Source organism: Flavobacterium psychraerolatum, assembly GCF_025960985.1.
GTDB lineage: Bacteria > Bacteroidota > Bacteroidia > Flavobacteriales > Flavobacteriaceae > Flavobacterium.
On sequence record NZ_JAOQMX010000027.1, the window covers coordinates 1 to 19,533 of the forward strand.

Genomic DNA, 19,533 nt, shown 5'->3' on the forward strand with positions numbered 1-19,533 from the left:
GAGATTTAACTCCTAACAAAATTCCTAATCCATCTAATTCCATCCCCCAAAATTACATGGTTTTTTTAATTTCCACTAATTTAGGCGAAGAACCATAATTGTTTTACAAAATAGGGTAACTCTTTGATTATCTAAAAATAATATGTGTATTGTTTTCTTTTTTTCGAATAGTAAGAAGTAGAGCTTATCCGCTGAGAAACAGATAAAATATAAATTGTGTAAATCATTAATTTTGATTTCAAATTCATGATTTTTTTTCACAACCTGTTGCTTGACTGCGTCGAGTACCTATTTAACTTATAACCAAAAACGTAGCGTTTGCAACGCAGCTTATTAATACAATTCTAGGAGGTGAAAAAAACTAAAGTGGAAAGTAGAAAACGAAGCTTTGGTCATCTCCAAATCAACCCAATTACTCAACTGGAGCGTAATCGAATTCAAAAAGAATCAGTTATAGTATTCCAAAATCACCAATTGATTTGGTTGGTATTTTTTTGTTTAGGAGCAGCGAGATTGGTTTTCATAAAGGCAACCAATCTTGCTCTCGTTATATCTTTATGTCCTAAAAAAGTCATAAAGAATGCCGTCTCAATCTGGGTTAAAATGGATAAGTTTTTTTTAACTTACTATTAATAGGATTATTTATATATATATTAAATGAGATTAAAGCGAAACAAAACCTCGTTTATACGTTTTTTTTTGGGGTTTCTGTACGAGGGTTTATTTCGCAGGTATATAAGTTACTGGAAAACTTAATATTGATAAAATTCAATAATCTGAAATACAGTATTTTAACTTGGTTTTTGAATTTAAAATGTGACTTCTAATTTAAAATTTCTGAAATTAAATAAAAACTTAAATATTGGATTTTATAAGCAGAAGCCTAAAATTCGGAATTTCAAATACAGAAATTTAAAAAGTGAAATTCTTACGATTTTTTTTCACGTTTTTATGTTCAAATTAAGATATTTAATACTAAATAGTATTTAAATTTGAAAAAGCCAACTAGAATAGATTGGAAATCAGATGCTTGTAGTGTTAAGAATCCAGCAAGTATTAACCTTCATAAATAATTAAAATAAAAGTATGGGATCAACAAAATCATTTTTGAAAATTGTCAATCAATTAGAAAATAGAATAGCAATTACAGTGACTGGGACAGATAATGTTGATTGGGATGGTAGCAGCAGGCCCGATAATAACTTTAATAATATTTCTATTAATGGGAACTCATCTAGAGAAGAACGTGAGGAGTTAAACAATAATACTAAAAGTGCATGGTTCACCATGAATATTAAGTTTGATAATGGTGATGATATTTCTTTTCGTAACGATCAACATGATGTATATAAAAAAATAGATCGCATTTATAAAGAAATAAAGGTAAGCAGTGGGAATGTTTATTATATAACACAAAAAACGAGTAATCTAATAAATACTTTTTTTATAAGTAGTACTACTAGTAAAAATTGGATGAAATCAATTCCAGATGCTACCTCTTTATTAAATATATCTATACCAGGTACCCATGAGTCATGTGCTTTAGCAGAACCTATTTGGGCTTTTGGTTTTGCAAAATGTCAGAATTGGGAATTAACGGAACAATTAGAAAAAGGTGTACGCTATCTTGACATAAGGGCAGAGGCTATTGAAGAAAGCAAAGGTAATTATTTGACCATAAAACATGGTTCCGCACAACAGAAAATTGATTTCAATGGGGTTTTAAAATTACTTACTACGTTTTTAGAAAGTAACCCTTCAGAAACTATCTTAATGCAATTAAAACAAGAAAGCTCTGAATGGGAAACTAAAGCATATGCTGATTTAGTTAAATCGTATTATGACAAGGGTGAATACAATAAATTTATAGATATATCTGATTCAATTCCTACCATGGGCAAAGCTAGAGGGAAAATAGTTATTATTAATCGATTTACACCTGTTGATGACTTTGGAATTTCCGTATATTTTTGGGGAGATAACACTAGTTTTTCAAAAAAAACAAATAATAGAACAACATATAATGTGCAGGACAATTATCTTGTCTCAAGTAATACAACTGAATGGTGTAGAGATGATAAAATGAATCACATTAATTACTTTTTTAGTGAATATGCTTTTAAAAAGGATTGTTTAAATTTATGTTTCTGTTCAGCAACTGGAGTTAATAAAAAAGAAAAGTTAAATACAAAACCATGGGCTACTCCCTACAATATAGCTGCAGATAAAAATGGAGTAAATGAAAGAACAATTATTCAACACCTTAAAAGTAAAAAAGGATGGAATGGTATCCTATTATTTGATTTTATAGATTCATATTCTGATACTATTAATTATATTATTAGAAATAACTTTATCAAATAGTGAGCATAAACTATTTACCTGTGATTACTATAATTTTTCAAAATAAAGCATCTTAATTTATCAAGTTATTTTTGGAAAATTTTAAATAAATTTGGTTATAAAAAAACAATAATTCTTGCGAAGGGGGAGAGAATTTTATCTCTTTCCTTTCAAAAGAAAATTATTAAATTTAAATAGTTTTTTAAGTTGTTTCTCTTTTTTTATGCATTTTATAATTTTTAATGTATTGACATATACAATGTATAAGTTTGTTTCTAACACTGTTAATAACCAGTATTTTATCTTTCCTTCTTCAACTTTTCTATTATAATAATGTTTATGTTCTGGATTTCTTGTGATGGCAGGCTTAGCATACCTGTGCAATTGTTTTTTTTAGTTTTTTGTATTCCATAAAATGTACATTAACTAGCGCTCGTGAATCCCACAACCTGGTGCTTGACTGCGTCGAGTACCTATTTACCTTATGACCAAAAACGTAGCGTTTGCAACGCAGCTTATTAATACAAGTTATGATTTTTTGTAATTAAAAATTGTTTTACATTTGTTAGAGAGTAACAATTAAAGTCTAAATTCTATAAAATCTGTGATTGGTTTCCAAAATAAAAATCTAAGAAAGTAGGAGCGTAACGATCACATTAACATGAGCATTATTGATTAATAATAATTTTTTCAATAAGTAAATAATACTCAATTTAAAATATATAAAGCAGCAGGCGATAAGAGCCTAAAAAAACTAAAAATACCATAAAAATGAATACAAATTTAAAATTAGGTTGGATTGGTCTAGGAAATATGGGAAATCCAATGGTACGCAATTTATTGAAAGCGGGTTTTGAGGTGACCGTATTCAATCGAACCAAAGACAAAGAAATACCGTTAATCGAGGCTGGAGCGACTTCTGCAAATAGTCCGCAGGAACTTATAGAAAATTGTGATGTAGTTTTGACGATGTTGTCTAACGATGATGCCGTAAAGGAAATATTTGAAGAAAATGCTAGCGGATTACTGTCCAAAAAAATTACCGGAAAAATCATTATTAATATGAGTACGGTTGCACCCGACACTTCCCGTTATTTAGCAACACTTTGTAAGGAAAACCAAATTAGTTTTATAGAGGCACCCGTTTCTGGAAGCGTGAAACCAGCAGAGGATGGGGCATTAGTAATTATAGTTGGAGGAAATCCAGAAACATATGAACTAGTAAAACCAATTTTTGATGTACTTGGTAAAATTTCGATTTATGTGGGCTTAGCTGGAGTAGCCAGCTCGGCTAAATTAGCCATCAATTACCTCCTTGGTCTTAATCTTCAGGGATTGGCAGAAACGGTTTTATTTGCCGAAAATAATGGTGTGAGTAAAGAAGATATGCTTTCAATAGTAAACGAAGGTGCTTGTGCAAATGGTATTACAAAAATTAAATCTACTTCTATTTTAAGTGATTCTTTTCCTCCGGCATTTGCTCTTAAACATCTTGTTAAAGATTTAAAACTCGCCAATGCTGCAGGCTTAGATTCTCCATTGGCTCAACCATTATTAGACAGTTATAATAAGGCTCAAAACGAAGGTTTTGGCGAGGAAGACGTTATGGCAATTATAAAAAGCTTAAAGTAAGAGTAAAACCAACTCTCCCAGCCGTCGCGAGCGTAATGGATTTTAAAACTAGTGTGAGTCTCGGTAAAGCCTCACTAGCGGAACATATCATTCAACTGAATAATGTTAAAAACTGAACTTTAATGAATCAAATCCAAATTGAAATAAGGGAATTATTAGATTTATTGAAAAACAATTACAGTGATGCATTAAAACCAGCCTCCTATGAAAAAGTCAATAATTTTAAAATAAATGCTGAACAAAAAGGTGTAAATAAGGAGGTAATAGAACAATTGGCTGACTTATATTTAGTGGCTGATAATTTTATGGCTGAAATTATTATGGGATTTCACCCTTGTGATGATGATATAGTATTTGAATGGTGGAATGAAAATGAACTTTGGATAGGACAAAGAGACTTTAATACATTGCGTTGGACAAACGGAAAATTCTGCTTAGGGGATGCTGGTAGTATTAGCTATTCTAAAAAAGACGAATATAATACCTTGATAGAACTTATTAAGGGGTGCATAAAAGAAATTAAGGAACTCGAAGAATAAAAATCTACTTACACATTGGTATATTGAATATTAGGTTAGGGACTAAAATAAAAGTGAATCAATATTAGCAAAATCTAGTGATTAACCGTTAGTTTTGGTATTTTTAGATCTGATAGTGTGCGGTGGGAAAGTTGCAAAAACAAAGTGCATGTCACTGTTTTTAAAGTGATTTTTCCTGATTCAAATATACAAATGTAATCTATATTGATTACTTAATTTAACGATTACTAATACTTTGCAAAATAGCCAAAAAAGCCCTCATTCCGGAAAGAGTGGGGGCTTTTTTGGATTAATTTATATGACTGTAGCTTTTTGAGGTAACAGGATACTAGTATTGTACTAATAGTTTTTTCAGCTGGTCACGTACAAAATAAACGTTTATTTATTTGTCTCTTTTATTTTTTGGTTTTCTTCTGCAATTCTTTTTTTCTGGAATCCGTTGAGAGCATGGGAATATAGAAAATCGGGTTTATAGTTAATGTTTGTGCGTTTCATTTCGGGATCATGTAGGTCTTGGCTTAGATCGCAGTCAAAACGAACGAGAAGCGCGTGGTTTTTTTCCCAAGTACTAACATTGGTGACATGTGAGATTCCCCAAGTGATACCGCGACCATCTTTGGTATCGGTAAAGGCATCTGGAATATACGGTCCTGCAGCGTCTGGCATCAAAGTGGTGATGGCTGCAATGTCAAAATTGATTCCGTCTTTGGCGTATTGCACTGTAAAATGCTCATTTCCATCACGAATAACTAGTGTAGCAATTCCTTCTTTAAACGGAAACATAGTCGTTTCGTGACCAGAATTCATGACCGGATTGGTTGGGTTTTTGGTAAAGGGCCCAAGCGGATTATCGGCAATTGCAAGTCCTTGCATGCGCACTAGATTTGGTTTTTGGTTAAAATCGGACTTGTAATACAAGTAGATTTTTCCGTTGTGCACCAAAGGATATGGATCATGGATGGAAAATTGGTCCCATTCGCCTTCTTTACCATTTGGAATAACGATTTTGTTGTAGGGTGTCCAAGGTCCATCAGGTGAATCGGCATAGGAAACCGCTACAGGGCAGTCATCGCCACGTTTTCCGCTGGTTTGCATAAAGCCTTGGTAGTACAAATAGTATTTTCCTTTGTAAACCAAAATATCAGAAGTCGCTACAGAACGCCATCCCACTTCGGGTTTTGGGGGACGAGGCACGGCAACCCCTTGCTCTTTCCAAGTAAAACCATCTTCGCTGGTAGCGTACCAAATATCGGATAAATCCCAATCTGCAGACGGAATAATATCTGTAGATTTGTCTGCTCCTTGTGGTGCTGTTGGGGTTTGTCTGTGGGTATACCAAACATAATATTTTCCGTTGGCAAAAATCACTTTGGAAGGGTCACGGCGGCTAATTGTTCCATCGTGGTTGCTGTAATCTAGTCCTTTTAATTCGGTGTATTTAAATTGGGAATACAATTCGTTGGTCTCTGGAGTTGGGCCCATGTAATTATCATAATTTCGCTCTAAGGCTTTGCTCAGTACTCTATTGGGTTTTTCGGTGGGAAGTATAAAAGGAAACCCTGAGGTTGTATTTTTTTTTGTTGTTGAACAAGATGATAATGCTAAAATAGCACTACATCCGATCAGTAGTTTTAAATTTTTCATTGGTTTGTTCAATTGTTATTTAGATTAATAAAAATAGAGGTCATTTGTTTTTAAAGTTTTTTTGCCACAAATGCCATAAATTCAAATAAATTCCAATGTGCATAAATTGAATTACTCGAATTTTTCTCGGTTTTAAGTATTCGATAAATCCTCATAAATTGATATTCATGCCAATTTGCGTAATTTGTATCTTACTTTTTTATAAAGTTAATGTCCTAGTAAAAGTCACAGAAATCATATTTTTCTCTTGATATGTTTTTCTTTTTTATCATCTAATAAAAGAGCTTACTGTAGCCTATCTTTTGGTATTCATTTTTTTATGTAGTCCAATCGTTGTTCAACCAATTTGTTCGTTATTACTTTTTTATCAATTTTAGTACGGTCAATTGCAAAAGGCATTTTTTGGTAATAATCTTTTAATAGCACTGCTGCATTCAAAATAAGTAGAGCTTCTGTATCACTTTTGGCCGCATACAAAATAGCTGTAATGTCTTGAGCTGTATTTTGATGTGCTACAATAGATAGAAATTCGGCTGCTCTCAATTTATTTATGTTTTCTGTTTCTAATGCTAATGAAGTTTGTACAGCGGTAGTCAATGTTTTTGCTTCATCACCAAATGAAGTTGCTACAATTAATGCCCAATAGCGTTCCCATTTGTCCTCAGATTGCAATAGTTTTTTAATTTTTGGACTTGCTTTTTCGAAATCTAATACTTCTAAATTGGCAATTTTAATGTAATTTCTAATATTTTTTTTATGCTTTTTACCAAATTCTAATGGATTTTGAATCGCATTTTCAATCAAATAAAATTCAGGATAAAAAGACAAATCAGGCATAGATTCCATCCAACAATTTAACTCTTTTCGCATCTTTTTTAAATCAGATTGATGATCGGGTAGGGCTGCCAAATTATTTAATTCGTAAGGATCTTTAATTACATCATACAATTCCTCAGCAGGTTTCACTTCAAAAAAACGAGATTGATCTTTGTTTAACTTTCCTTGTTTGTATAGTGCTTCCCATTCCTGATACGCCAATTGCTTGTAACGGTATGCATTCATTAATCCATTTACATTGAATGGTTCAAAATTTCGAATGTATTTAATATTGTCTTTTCGAACCGATCGCACCATATCGTATTTTTCATCAAAACGATCAGCATAACCAAAAGTTTCATCTTTTTTGTCTAAAGTTTTGGTAGTAGTATTTTTTCCTAAAAAGGGTTTTCCATCCATTACTTTCGGAACCTCAATACCAGCGAGATTTAAAACTGTAGCACCAAAATCTACAAAACTCACAAATGAATTGGTTCTTGTTCCTTGTGCCAACGGACTTAAATTTTTATATTTTTCTGGAACATGAACTACAAGCGGAACGTGTAGTCCTGTTTCATATAAATACCCTTTACTTGCGGGTAAAATTCCACCGTGGTCACCATAATAAAAGATGATGGTATTATCATACAAACCATCTTTTTTTAGTTTTTCGATTACTTCGCCAACTTCCTTATCCATTTGCACAATTTTATCTCTATAATAGGCATTAGAATACCTGAAAATATCCGTTTTTGGATGATTGGGTTGCACAAAAACGGAAGTAGGATCTGTAATAGTTTTAGTCGAATTCATTTGTTCTTTGGTGAAATGAAGTCTTCCCTCATGCGTCGTTTCTATATTGTAAACATAGAAAAACGGCTGGCCCGATTTTCTGTTGGTCCAAGAAGCTTTTTTGGAAGAATCATCCCATACATCATCAGGTTTATTGATGTTATAATCTTCTTTTGCATTATTTGCAGTATAATAGCCCGCTTTTCTCAAATAGGCAGGAAACATGTCCTGACCATTTACCAAAGTTACTTTCCCTTCGGCACGGTGGTAATGTGTTGCCATCTTTGGTCCATAAGTACTCAATATCAAAGTCGAACGTGCAGCACTACAAACGGCAGCATTAGAAAAAGCACGGTCAAATACAATTCCGTCTTTTGCCAAACCTTCGACATTGGGTGTTGCAACTCCGTGTTCGTCAAAAAGTTTCATGTAATGTTTTGAGTTGTCTTCAGAAACTATCCAAACAATATTGGGTTGTTGTGCTTTGGCGATGGTAAATGTAAAGAGATTGACCATCAAAAATAATCGTACCGATTTGTTCATTTTTTTATTTTTTAAATAATGCTACTAATTGTTAGGTTCTATTTTAAAATGTTTTGACATTCTTAATATTAATTTTTTTTGTAATGAGAATTGTACTCCTTTGTTCCAAAAGTAAGTCGTATTTCAGATTATAAAAGTAGTAACTATATAGGATTGAAGACAGGTGGTATGTTCCGAAAACTAGTAGATATGGTTTTTTTTGGTAAAATAAAATATAGAAATATTTTTTTGTTTTCGATATAAATTAAGTTAATGGTCTGTTTTATAATTGTTTAATTTAGTTCTGTTAAGTTTTATACCTAGACGAAAGTTACGATAACACATATGTTTCAGTACTAAAAACATATGTAATCATAAAACTGCTTTTAAAGAAGCATCTTTACCAATTGATTCTAAAAAATCATTAGTAGCTGTTGCAGTATGACCCATCTAAGAATAATTTTAATTGTAAGCGTTTTGAGTTTGAGTTGTGAAATTGCATTCGCACAAAAAACAAAAAGACCCAACGTTATTTTGATCCTCACCGACGATCAAGGAATTGGCGATTTGGGCTGCCATGGAAATCCTTGGTTGAAAACGCCAAATATTGATGCCTTTTATAATGAATCTGTTCGAATGACCGATTTTCATGTGACGCCTTTGTGTACCCCTACTAGAGGAGCAATCATGACGGGTAGATACCCGATAAACAACGGTACTTGGGCCACCTTCAAAGGTAGAGATGGCTTGTCTGGCGATGCACAAACCATGGCCGATGTTTTTCAGCAAAACGGCTATCATACCGCAATGTTTGGCAAATGGCATTTGGGTGATAATTATCCAACTCGCCCAACAGATAGTGGCTTTGAAGTCGCAATCAATCACTTGGCAGGAGGCGTGGGGGAACTCTCTGATTATTGGGGAAACAGTTATTTTGATGATGTGTATTATGTCAACAACCAACCCAAACAATTCAAGGGATATTGCACGGATGTGTGGTTTGATGAAACGATGAAATACATTGAAAAAAATGAAGATAAGCCTTTCTTTATTTACCTTCCTACCAATGCGCCTCACGATCCATTGATTGTAGCCGAAAAATATGCAGCGCCCTACAAACACCTAGAAGGAAAAGAAATTATAAGTGCCAATTTGTACGGAATGATTGCCAATTTGGACGAGAATTTCGGGAAATTGAATCAGTTTTTGATTGATAAAAAACTCGCAGACAATACCATCGTGATTTACATGACCGACAACGGAACCCGTTTTGGGTACAGTCCCGACGGAAAATTGGGGTATAATAAAGGATACAGAGGCATAAAAGGAGATAAACTAGAGGGAGGACATCGGGTTCCGTTTTTTATACGTTGGCCAAACGGGAAAATTGAAGGCGGAAAAGACATCAACAGCCTTGCAGCACATGTAGATTTGATTCCGACTTTGGCTAGTTTGTGTCAATTGACTGTTCCTAAAAAAATGCCTTTGGACGGAGTGGATTTTTCGCCGCTTTTGTTAGGGTCCAAAAAGACAATGGTACGTAAAACCGCTTTTATTCACCACAGACAAGATTGGCGTCCGCCGATGGATGTAGATCAAACTTGTATTATAAAAGACAATTGGAGGTTGCTCAATGGAACTGATTTGTATGATATTGAAAAAGATCCGAAACAATTGACCAATCTTGCGGCAAAATATGCAGCAGTTGTAACCGCTCTTTTAGCACAAAATACAGCTTTCTTAGTTGAGACCAAAAAAAATCCAGAGTACAATGAATTACCTGTTAGTACGGTGGGGAATCCTGCTCAAGAGGAAATAAAATTAACGATTCAGCATGCCATTGGGGAAGATTCGGGTATTTGGAAACCAGAACAAATTGCCGAAGGACTAAAAAACAAGAACAATACCCATGCTATTTTTGTCGAAAAAGAAGGAGATTACGTGATTTCGTGCCGACGCTGGCCAAAAGAATGTCCCGGAACTATTTTAGGAATTCCAGCAGTCAATCCTAAAAATTTATTCGAATATAAAACAATAGCCCCTCAAAAAGTCCGAATAAGCATTGCCAACCAAATGTTCGAAAAAAATATTGGTAAAGAAGATGTTGAAGTGCTATTCAAGATACATTTAGAAAAAGGAAAAACATTTTTGACGAATGATTTTATTGATAAAAAAGAAACCTACGGCGTTTATTATTCCTATATATCGCTGGTCAAATAATTTTTTTTCGAAAAGCAGCTTCTTATTCGAATAAAACAAAAAACATTACAAGTTCAAACTAAAACAAATTAAACTTCATACAGATAATTCAAACCATGAAAAAACGATTTACCTTATCCTTACACTTTATTGCAGCGTTTCTACTAGTCTGCACGGCAGTCCAATCGCAACAAAGAGAGCAAGACTTTAATTTTGATTGGAAATTTCAGTTGCAAGAAAATAATCAGATTAGTAAAGCGATTCCGTTGCAAGATGCCGGTTGGCGTGACGTTCGCCTTCCGCATGATTACAGCGTCGAAGCTTCTTTCGATAAAAAACTAGAAGGTTGTACGGGTTATTTACCAGGTGGAATTGCTTGGTATCAAAAACATTTTGACACACCGGCTAATAGCAAAAACGGAAATGTGTATATCCTTTTTGATGGGGTGTATAACAATGCGACTTTTTGGATCAACGGAACTTATTTGGGCGAAAATCCATATGGTTATTCTCCGGTTTATTTCGATCTAAGTAAGTATTTAAAAAAGGACGGAACTAAGAATGTGATCTCGGTACACGTAGATCATTCACGCTACGCAGACAGTCGCTGGTACACGGGAAGCGGAATTTATAGAAATGTAAAATTGATTACAACGGATAAATTGCATATTCCAATTTGGGGAACGTTTGTAACAACTCCAGACGTAACCGCAGAAAACGCCAAAGTAGCTATTGAAACAAAGGTGAAGAACGACTACAAGCAAAGCCAAAACTTGACCTTGTCTACCAAGATTTATGAAGCCAATGGAACATTAGTGAAAACAGAAACAAAAGAGGTAAAAGTTGGATCTGGAAAAGAAGTAACGGTTACTCAAAATGTAGCCATCACTAATCCTAAATTATGGTCTACAGAGACGCCAAACAGATACAAAGCCGTAACGAGCATCCTTGTAAAAGGAAAAGTAATTGATGAATATACTACGCCATTTGGAATACGATCTATCGTTTTTGACAAAGACAACGGTTTTTTCTTAAACGGAAAAGCAACCGATGTAAAAGGGGTTTGCTTGCATCATGATGCTGGTTTGGTTGGTGCTGCGGTGCCAAAAGGAGTGTGGAGACGTCGTTTTTTAGGCTTGAAAGAAGCTGGAGTAAACGCAATCAGAACTTCTCACAATCCATTTTCAGAAGAATTTTTGGATTTGTGCGACGAAATGGGATTCTTGGTTCAGAACGAGATTTTTGACGAAATGGACAATCCTAAAGACAAACAGCACAATATGGAAGAAAAAAGTGTGCAGTACATGACTCGTGGCTATACCGAACATTTTCAAAAATGGGGAGAAAGCGATTTGAAGCGCACTATTTTGAGAGATAGAAATCACCCTTCTATTTTTGAATGGAGTATTGGTAACGAAATTGAATGGACCTATCCAGGTTACAAAGAAGTAAGTGGGTTATGGGATCCAGGAGCAGGAAATTATTGGAACCAGATTCCGAAATTGACCAAAGAAGAGATGAAAGCACGTTATGATGCTTTGCCAAATAGAAAATACAAATTGGCAGAAACTGCGCAAAGATTGTCCAAATGGGTCAAAGATTTAGATACAACTCGTCCTGTAACCGCCAATTTAATCATTCCGGTTGCTAGTTTGGCTTCGGGTTATGGTGATGCTCTAGACGTAGTAGGTTTTAGTTACCAAACCAATCAATACGATTGGACCAAAAAGAATTACCCAAACAAAATGATGACAGGTTCTGAAAATTCGGGCACTTGGCAAGATTGGAATTCGATTATCGAAAACCCAATGGTGTTTAGTATGTACATGTGGACAGGAATTGACTACATGGGGGAATCGACAGACAAATGGCCGCAAAAAGGTTGGGATGGAGACATCTTGGATTTCGCTGGATTTAAAAAGCAAGGTTTTAATTATTTCAAAAGTATTTGGGTAAATAAACCAAGTGTAGCGATTGGAACAATGCCATTGAAAGGTTCTGCTTTCAAAATGGATGAATTGAGTAAAAAAGCGATTTCAGATTCCAAAAAAGCATTGAATTGGGACAATAGCAAAGCAAATATGCATTGGAATTATGCTCCAGGAGAACTTGTTTTGGTCGAAGTGCCAACAAATTTACATGTGGCCGAATTGTTTCTAAATGGAAAATCTCTTGGGAGCAGAAGTTTAAGTGATAACCCAGATCGAATTCTGCGTTGGGTTGTTCCTTTCGAAAAAGGTACATTGACTGTAAAAGGTGGTTTTGATGGTGCAGAAGTAGTTGCAAATCTTGAAACAAGTGCTGCTGCGTATAGTATTCGTTTGACAACAGATGCTACTTCTTTATCAGCAGATGGGTATGATGTGGCGCACATTATTGCACAATTGGTTGATAAAAAAGGAGTAGAAGTGAAAACGGAAAACGCTGACCTGACATTCGAAGTAGACGGAAATGCCAAAGTTTTAGGAGTAGATAATGGTTCGAATAGTAACATTCAAGACTACCAATCGAATAAATTAACAACCGACAAAGGACGTGCTTTGTTATTGATTCAGTCTTTGAAAAAAGGCGGTACTGTTCGAATAAAAGCCAGTTCGAAAACATTAAAAAGCAATAATATTACAGTTGAAATAAAATAAATTTAGTCTGTCTAGTACCAAATTTTAAAACAGCAATATGAACTTAAAAAAACACAAGTTAACTACCGTATTGGCCCTTTCGTTAGGTCTTTTTGCTACTGTAGTTACTGCACAAGCCAAACCAAATATTGTCTTGATAGTATCTGATGATGCAGGTTATTCTGATTTTGGTTTCCAAGGGAGCAAAATAATGAAAACGCCTTATTTGGATGAATTGGCCAAACAAGGAGTCAAATTTGAACAAGCCTACGTAACGGCAGCAGTTTGTGGCCCATCACGTGCGGGATTGTTGACAGGTAAATACCAAGAACGTTTTGGTTTTGAAGAAAATAACGTTCCCGGATATATGGTGAAATCCTGTTTGTCTGATGATGATATGGGTTTGCCATTAGACCAAAAAACAATGGGAAACTACATGAAAGAACTGGGGTATAAAACCGCTGTTTTTGGAAAATGGCATATGGGAAGCAAAGATGAATTTCATCCTATGAACCGTGGTTTTGATACTTTTGTTGGTTTTAGAGGTGGTGCTCGTAGTTATTACAAATACGATCCAGATGATAGTGAAGTAAAAACAGAAAATCGATTGGAACGAGGTTTAGGTAATTTTAAAGAGTCGGATGAGTACATGACGGATGTTTTGGCAGATGCTTCTATTGATTTTATTAAAGAAAATAAGAACAATCCTTTCTTTGTGTATTTGGCTTTTAATGCAGTTCACGCACCCTTGCAATCTGATAAAAAAGATTTGGTTAATTTTCCTAATTTAACTGGAAAACGCAAAGAATTGGCTGCAATGACACTGTCGCTAGATCGTGCTTGTGGTCGCGTATTCGAAACACTTAAGAAATTAGGTTTGGATAAAAATACCATTGTTATTTTTACCAATGACAACGGTGGACCAACAGACTCGACCACGGCAGACAACTTGCCTTTGAGCGGTATGAAAGCCACTTTGCTAGAAGGCGGAATTCGAGTTCCGTTTATCATGCGTTGGCCTGGAGTTTTGCCTGCAAATACCGTGTACAAAAAACCAATTTGCACCTTTGATTTATTGCCTACTTTCTACAAAATGGGTGGCGGTAATGTAGCTGCTTTGAAAGATATAGATGGAGTCGATTTACTACCTCATATTTTAGGTAAAAACACCAATTTACCCCATCAAGAATTGTATTGGAAGGGCGAAGTAGGGTCTGCTATGCGTGACGGAAATTGGAAGTTATTGCGTTTTCCTGATCGTCCAGCAGAATTGTTTGATGTAGATAAAGATGCAGGAGAATTAAACAATCTAGCCGATCAAAACCCAGAACGAGTTAAAGCGATGTACAAAAAAATATTTGCTTGGGAACAAACCTTAGAGCGTCCGCTCTGGATGTTGCGACGTAAATACGAAGGTGACGCCATCAAAAGAATGGATGTTTATTGGAATAGAAAATAACAGTAAAAGGCTGATGGAGTTTTTCCATCAGCCTTTTTTTTTGGTCTAAAGATTGGATGAGTATTGTTTGCGAATTTGGAAGTTTCTTGAGATAGTCGAAAACTTAATTGAGCTATAACACAGAGATACTCAAAGGAAACACAGAGTTTCGCAAAGTATTTCTACAATCTTGTCCTTCTGGAAGAATTTCAAGGAATGGTTTTGGTATTTTGTTTAGGACTTTTTTATTTACTCTCTTTGTGGGCACAGGTATCCCGAAGCGTCTGGACTGCGCTAATTTTAGGTATAAGTTCGAGTGATTGGGTTCCGTTCAAGGCGGTTTCATTGTAGGCTTTTCAAGCCCAACGAAACCTTACAGTTAGTGGCAGTGTATTGTTTTATATAAAAAAGTTATATCTTTGCAAAAGGATTATGGCTAAATTATCTTAAAAATCAAACTATTATGAAAGCAAATGAAATTTCAAATTACGTTATTAGCCTTACTCAGAATAATCCTGAAGAAAATTTGACAAATATGAAGTTGCAAAAAATACTATATTATTTGCAAGGTTATTATTTAGCTATTTTTGATGAATCTTTATATGAAGATGATATTGAAGCTTGGAAATATGGTCCAGTTGTTTGTGATGAATACCATACTTACAAAGTTTACGGAAATAATTCGATTATAGTTCCTGAGTTCAGTAATTCTTTTAACTACTTAAATTCTATTCAGAAAAACTTTATAAATAAGGTTTATGGATATTTTAGACAATTCTCACCAATTAAATTAATGGAATTAACACACGAAGAGTCTCCTTGGTTGGAAACTTTTGGAAAAGATCAAGTAATCACAAAAGATAAATTAAAAAATTTCTTTTTAACTTCTGCTTTAATAGAAGAATTCGTTATTAAGGATAAAATAGAAGAAAGAAAAAAAGCGGCAAAATTTTTATTAATTGATTATTTGTATGATAATGAATTAATAAATTCTACAATTTCGGATACTGAAGATATTTATGAATACTAAAGAAATTTGGTGGGTTAATTTTAATCCTACTATTGGTGCTGAAATTAGTAAAAAAAGACCCGCCATAATTGTTAGTGATGACTCGATTGGTGTTTTGCCATTGAGAGTTATTGTTCCAATTACAGATTGGAACGAAAGATATAATACTGCTGATTGGATGGTTAAAATAGTTTCAGATTCACTAAATAACTTAAGTAAAGTATCCACGGCAGATTGTTTTCAGGTAAAATCACTTTCAACCAGCAGATTTGATACTCAAATTGGTATTATAGACGATGACACATTTGAAAAAATTAAAGATGCGTTACGGAATGTATTTAATATATAATAATATTTAGCTATCTATAAACGGTAGCTTTTTTTTACATTATAGCTAACTTGGGTAGATAAGGCTGATATAATCAGACTTATCTACCCAAATTTGGTTGTAGATGTCTGACAAACGTCAGACATTATGTGTTTTCAAATATATTCTTTTTTTATTTTTCAAACTATTAAAAATAGGTTGTGTTTGTAAGGTACTTTTTTGAAACGCAATTATGAAAACAAAAACGCTATAATTTGCCCTGATCACAGTAAGTGTGCTTTTTTGTGCGCCAAAGCGTTATTTCACAGAGTTTCTCAAAGGAAACGCAGAGTTTCGCAAAGTATTTCTACAATCTTATCATTGCGAGGAACGAAGCAATCACGCAAAGTATTTCCACAATCTTGTCCTTCTGAAAGAATCTCAAGGAATGGTTTGGACTATTTCTTATTTCCAGTTGATGACTTGCTACTGTTGTGTGTGCAAAGTCAGGAGACATTTGCACAGCGGTTCTAAGGGCGTTTTGTTGTTGAGAGTAAGTTAGAAGAGCTGGCTAAAATAATGTTTTATTAGTTTGATTTCCAAAAGTTAAATGCATTTCTAATTTCCTTCCAATATGTTTTATCAGAGATTTTTGGATATGAAGGATGGTATGCATTAATGATTAATTTGTCTGATGAAATTATGTAGAAAGCTGTATTATGAGTGTTGCTGTCTGCATATTTTTTTTCTGTTTCTAAAATATCCCAATTTATTTCTGCTAAATCTTTAACTTCAAAATATTTAAGTGTGTTTCCAAATATTATTATGTTAGGATTTAATTCTTTAATCTGTTTCAAAAGTTCGTCTTTTCCTTCATTATATGCTTTTTTAATTTCCCAATCATTTGAGGAGGAATCGGCAGGATACTTGTTTATGTTTATGTATGCAATTTGTTTTACCACTTCGTATGCTTCTTGATTTGCATATGGTATATTTTCCCATTCAACGTTTGGATTTAGAATACCAAATGTTGCATAAATCATTTTTCGAAATGTTGGTACAGATAGAGCATTTTTTTTATGCCAATCATTACGAAATCCATCACATACATCTATGTCCGTTTCTTTGTCTTTTGCCGAAACGTTTGCTTCTTTTAAAATCCATAGAATTTTACATTTTGCATCATGGTATTTTTTTGCATCTATTTTCCCATCAATTATTTTTTTCATTGAGTATTTTTTGTTTTTTTGTAAAGTGACGCACAGCTTCTATGTAAGCCAAACAAACATTCATATATATATCCAAAATCGGTTGGCTTTTCGAATCTTTGTTTCGCTTTATTTATATATCAAATATATAGAATTTAACTTATAAAAACTTAAAATGATTTAGTATTTGTAAGTCAATTTTGTACATCGAAATTATGAAAATAAAAATGCAATAATTTTTCTCGATTGCAGTAAATGTTCTTTTCTGTGCGCCTCAGCGCTATCTCACAGAGGTTCACAAAGGAAACACAGAGGTTCGCAAAGTATTTCCGCAATCTTGTCCTTCTGAAAGAATTTCAAGGAACGATTTGGGCAATTTCTTATTTCCAGTTGATGACTTGCTACTGTTGTGTGTGCAAAGTCAGGAGACATTTGCATAGCGGTTCTAAGAGCGTTTTGTTATTACTAGAATACTTCGCAGAGCGGGGAAAAGCAATCTCGCAAAGTATTTACGTAATCTTGTCCTTCTGAAAGAATCTCAAGGAATGGTTTTTTAAATTTTCGCAATGAATATTTGTATTGTGTTTTCTTTGTGGGCACAAGCGGGACGCTTGCGCCAGCAGGGGGAAAATAATAACGATCTAATTAACCCCAATGCAACGAGTTTCTTTTTTTGTTAGCTCAGCGTTATTTCACAGAGTTTCACAAAGGAAACGCAGAGTTTCGCAAAGCATTTCTACAATCTTGTCCTTGCGAGGAACGAAGCAATCACGCAAAGTATTTCTACAATCTTGTCCTTCTGATAGAATCTCAAGGAACGGTTTGGACAATTTCTTGTTACCATTTGAAGACTCGCTACTGTTGTACATGCAAAGTCAGGAGACATTTGCACAGCGGTTCTAAGACGGTTTTGTTATTGCGAGTACACTTCGAAGAGTTGGTTCTCCCGAAAAAGTGGGACAGGGTGTTCAACCGAGGTTTCATTGTAGGCTTTTCAAGCCCAACGAAAGCTTAGCTGTTAGCAACAGTAATTATACTTTAGTTGTTTTATTATATGTTTTTATACTTTTGTTTATTAGTAGTATTATTGATAAAAATAGACTTATGGTTAAAATTAATAGTATAAAAACAAAATAACCTTCAATTGTAATTCCAAGTATTTCGATTTTAAGAAAATATAATTTTAAGTATCTTGCAATTAAACTACTTAAATATAAAAAAAGTGAAAACCATAAACAAGCAATAATGTATTTGTTGAATAATCTCATTTTTCTAATGTACAGAATATAGTTTTGTTCTTTTTGAGTATGTGATATAACTTTTTCTCCAAGTTTTAAAGTTTCGTTTAGTTCTTTCAGTAAATCTTTTTTATTTAAGATAAATGAATATATTACGGTATATAAAGTAGCACAAAAACCAAAAATAACTAGTGCAAAGTTAGAGATGTCAGATAAAATACTGGTAAAGAAAGTTTCCATGATTTAATTTATTTACTTTCTTTTATAAATTCAGTCAGCACTGAATTTAAATTTTTAACAATAAAATCGTTTTCAAACATTCTAATTATATTTGAGTTGTCAAATGTTATTTGAGTATTAAAAATTTCTTCAATCGTTTGGGAAAATTTATTTAAATCATTTTTTCGTTCTTCTGTGATTCGTAATTCTCGGTTATTTTTGATAAGTTTAATTATTCTACGATTAAAATCATCTTTTTCTGCTAATAAATCTTCAAATTTTTCAGAAGGGATATTTTCATATTTTGTTTTTCTGCTTTTACTTATCTTTGAAGTAATAACATATTTTCTCAAAATAATATCATTTTCTTCGCTGTTTTCATAAAATGACGAAAGTTGAACTTCCATATTCTCTAATATTTTTTCTTCTCGAATTTCTTTTATTATATTTTCTAATTTTAAATTTCTAATTTTTATATATAATATTTTGTTACAAACTAATTTTGCAATAGAAATAATCTCATATGTTTCTTTTGTTGGATCATCGTAAATAAAAAATTTCCATTGATATTTAAACGAACTTGAGTCATCACCATAAATACTTGGATAGATTAATACAAAGTTGGTTTCACTACCAAGTTTATGGTTTTTCTTAAAATTAATTTTAGTGTCAATTTCTACAAAACCATCGATCAAGTTTGTATTAAATGCTGTTATTTTGAGGAGTAATGTTGGGACACTTTCAAAATCAAAATCAAAATATTCGATGTTAGCAATCTGAGTCTCTTTGACTTTATTGAATTTAGATTTCTTTATTATCGGTTTGTGTTGATTGAACTTATCAATTTTATCTTTAATAAATTTAATCATTGATAAATAATTTGCTTCTTCAAACATACCTTTTTCATTCTCAATCATTTCTGAAGAAAATATTGGAACCTTAATTTTATGATTTGAATTATTTTCGCTCATTATTACTACGATTTTTGTACTATTGTTGCTAACTTCTA

Annotated in this window: 13 protein-coding genes; 8 read left to right on the plus strand and 5 right to left on the minus strand. The window is 33.4% G+C overall.

Annotated elements, in window-relative coordinates; translation table 11 throughout:
• Positions 1–1,086: 1,086 nt before the first annotated feature.
• The 3 genes from M2326_RS10950 to M2326_RS10960 all read left to right on the plus strand — a co-directional run bounded on the left by M2326_RS10950 (position 1,087) and on the right by M2326_RS10960 (position 4,514).
• The gene (locus M2326_RS10950) at positions 1,087–2,364 is read left to right on the plus strand and encodes a phosphatidylinositol-specific phospholipase C (RefSeq protein WP_264619600.1); all 1,278 of its coding nucleotides are present in this window, start codon (positions 1,087–1,089) and stop codon (positions 2,362–2,364) included.
• Positions 2,365–3,114: 750 nt separating this feature from the next.
• The gene (locus M2326_RS10955) at positions 3,115–3,975 is read left to right on the plus strand and encodes an NAD(P)-dependent oxidoreductase (RefSeq protein WP_264619601.1); all 861 of its coding nucleotides are present in this window, start codon (positions 3,115–3,117) and stop codon (positions 3,973–3,975) included.
• Positions 3,976–4,097: 122 nt separating this feature from the next.
• Positions 4,098–4,514, plus strand: a complete 417-nt coding sequence (locus M2326_RS10960; RefSeq protein ID WP_264619602.1) for a hypothetical protein — start codon at positions 4,098–4,100, stop codon at positions 4,512–4,514.
• Between the two features lie 378 nt (positions 4,515–4,892).
• On the opposite strand, the gene M2326_RS10965 is transcribed toward M2326_RS10960, so the two are convergent.
• Together M2326_RS10965 and M2326_RS10970 are read right to left on the minus strand one after the other, a co-directional pair.
• Entirely contained in the window at positions 4,893–6,158 is a 1,266-nt protein-coding gene (locus tag M2326_RS10965; RefSeq protein ID WP_264619603.1) for a glycoside hydrolase family 117 protein, read from the minus strand.
• Positions 6,159–6,467: 309 nt separating this feature from the next.
• A complete protein-coding gene (locus tag M2326_RS10970; protein WP_264619604.1) occupies positions 6,468–8,309 on the minus strand; it encodes a sulfatase family protein in 1,842 nt (613 codons plus the stop codon).
• A 420-nt stretch (positions 8,310–8,729) separates the two neighbouring features.
• On the opposite strand from M2326_RS10970, the gene M2326_RS10975 reads away from it, so the two are divergent.
• The 5 genes from M2326_RS10975 (at position 8,730) to M2326_RS10995 (ending at position 15,901) form a co-directional block, all read left to right on the plus strand.
• Positions 8,730–10,508, plus strand: a complete 1,779-nt coding sequence (locus M2326_RS10975) for an arylsulfatase (protein WP_264619605.1) — start codon at positions 8,730–8,732, stop codon at positions 10,506–10,508.
• 95 nt (positions 10,509–10,603) lie between these two features.
• Positions 10,604–13,126 carry a glycoside hydrolase family 2 TIM barrel-domain containing protein gene (locus M2326_RS10980; RefSeq protein ID WP_264619606.1) on the plus strand — a complete coding sequence of 841 codons (2,523 nt, stop codon included), beginning with the start codon at positions 10,604–10,606 and terminating at the stop codon, positions 13,124–13,126.
• A gap of 37 nt (positions 13,127–13,163) precedes the next feature.
• On the plus strand, positions 13,164–14,564 hold the full coding sequence (locus M2326_RS10985; protein ID WP_264619607.1) for a sulfatase: 1,401 nt from the start codon (positions 13,164–13,166) through the stop codon (positions 14,562–14,564).
• A 442-nt stretch (positions 14,565–15,006) separates the two neighbouring features.
• On the plus strand, positions 15,007–15,573 hold the full coding sequence (locus M2326_RS10990; RefSeq protein ID WP_264619608.1) for a Panacea domain-containing protein: 567 nt from the start codon (positions 15,007–15,009) through the stop codon (positions 15,571–15,573).
• Positions 15,563–15,901 carry a type II toxin-antitoxin system PemK/MazF family toxin gene (locus tag M2326_RS10995; protein WP_264619609.1) on the plus strand — a complete coding sequence of 113 codons (339 nt, stop codon included), beginning with the start codon at positions 15,563–15,565 and terminating at the stop codon, positions 15,899–15,901. Before M2326_RS10990 ends, M2326_RS10995 begins: the two co-directional genes overlap by 11 nt.
• 545 nt (positions 15,902–16,446) lie before the next feature.
• Here the strand turns inward: M2326_RS10995 and M2326_RS11000 are convergent.
• The 3 genes from M2326_RS11000 to M2326_RS11010 form a co-directional block, all read right to left on the minus strand.
• Positions 16,447–17,088: a hypothetical protein gene (locus M2326_RS11000; protein ID WP_264619610.1), complete on the minus strand. Its 642-nt coding sequence runs from the start codon at positions 17,086–17,088 to the stop codon at positions 16,447–16,449.
• Positions 17,089–18,098: 1,010 nt separating this feature from the next.
• Positions 18,099–18,545, minus strand: a complete 447-nt coding sequence (locus tag M2326_RS11005; protein ID WP_264619611.1) for a hypothetical protein — start codon at positions 18,543–18,545, stop codon at positions 18,099–18,101.
• An 8-nt stretch (positions 18,546–18,553) separates the two neighbouring features.
• Positions 18,554–19,495: a hypothetical protein gene (locus M2326_RS11010; RefSeq protein ID WP_264619612.1), complete on the minus strand. Its 942-nt coding sequence runs from the start codon at positions 19,493–19,495 to the stop codon at positions 18,554–18,556.
• Positions 19,496–19,533 lie beyond the last annotated feature (38 nt).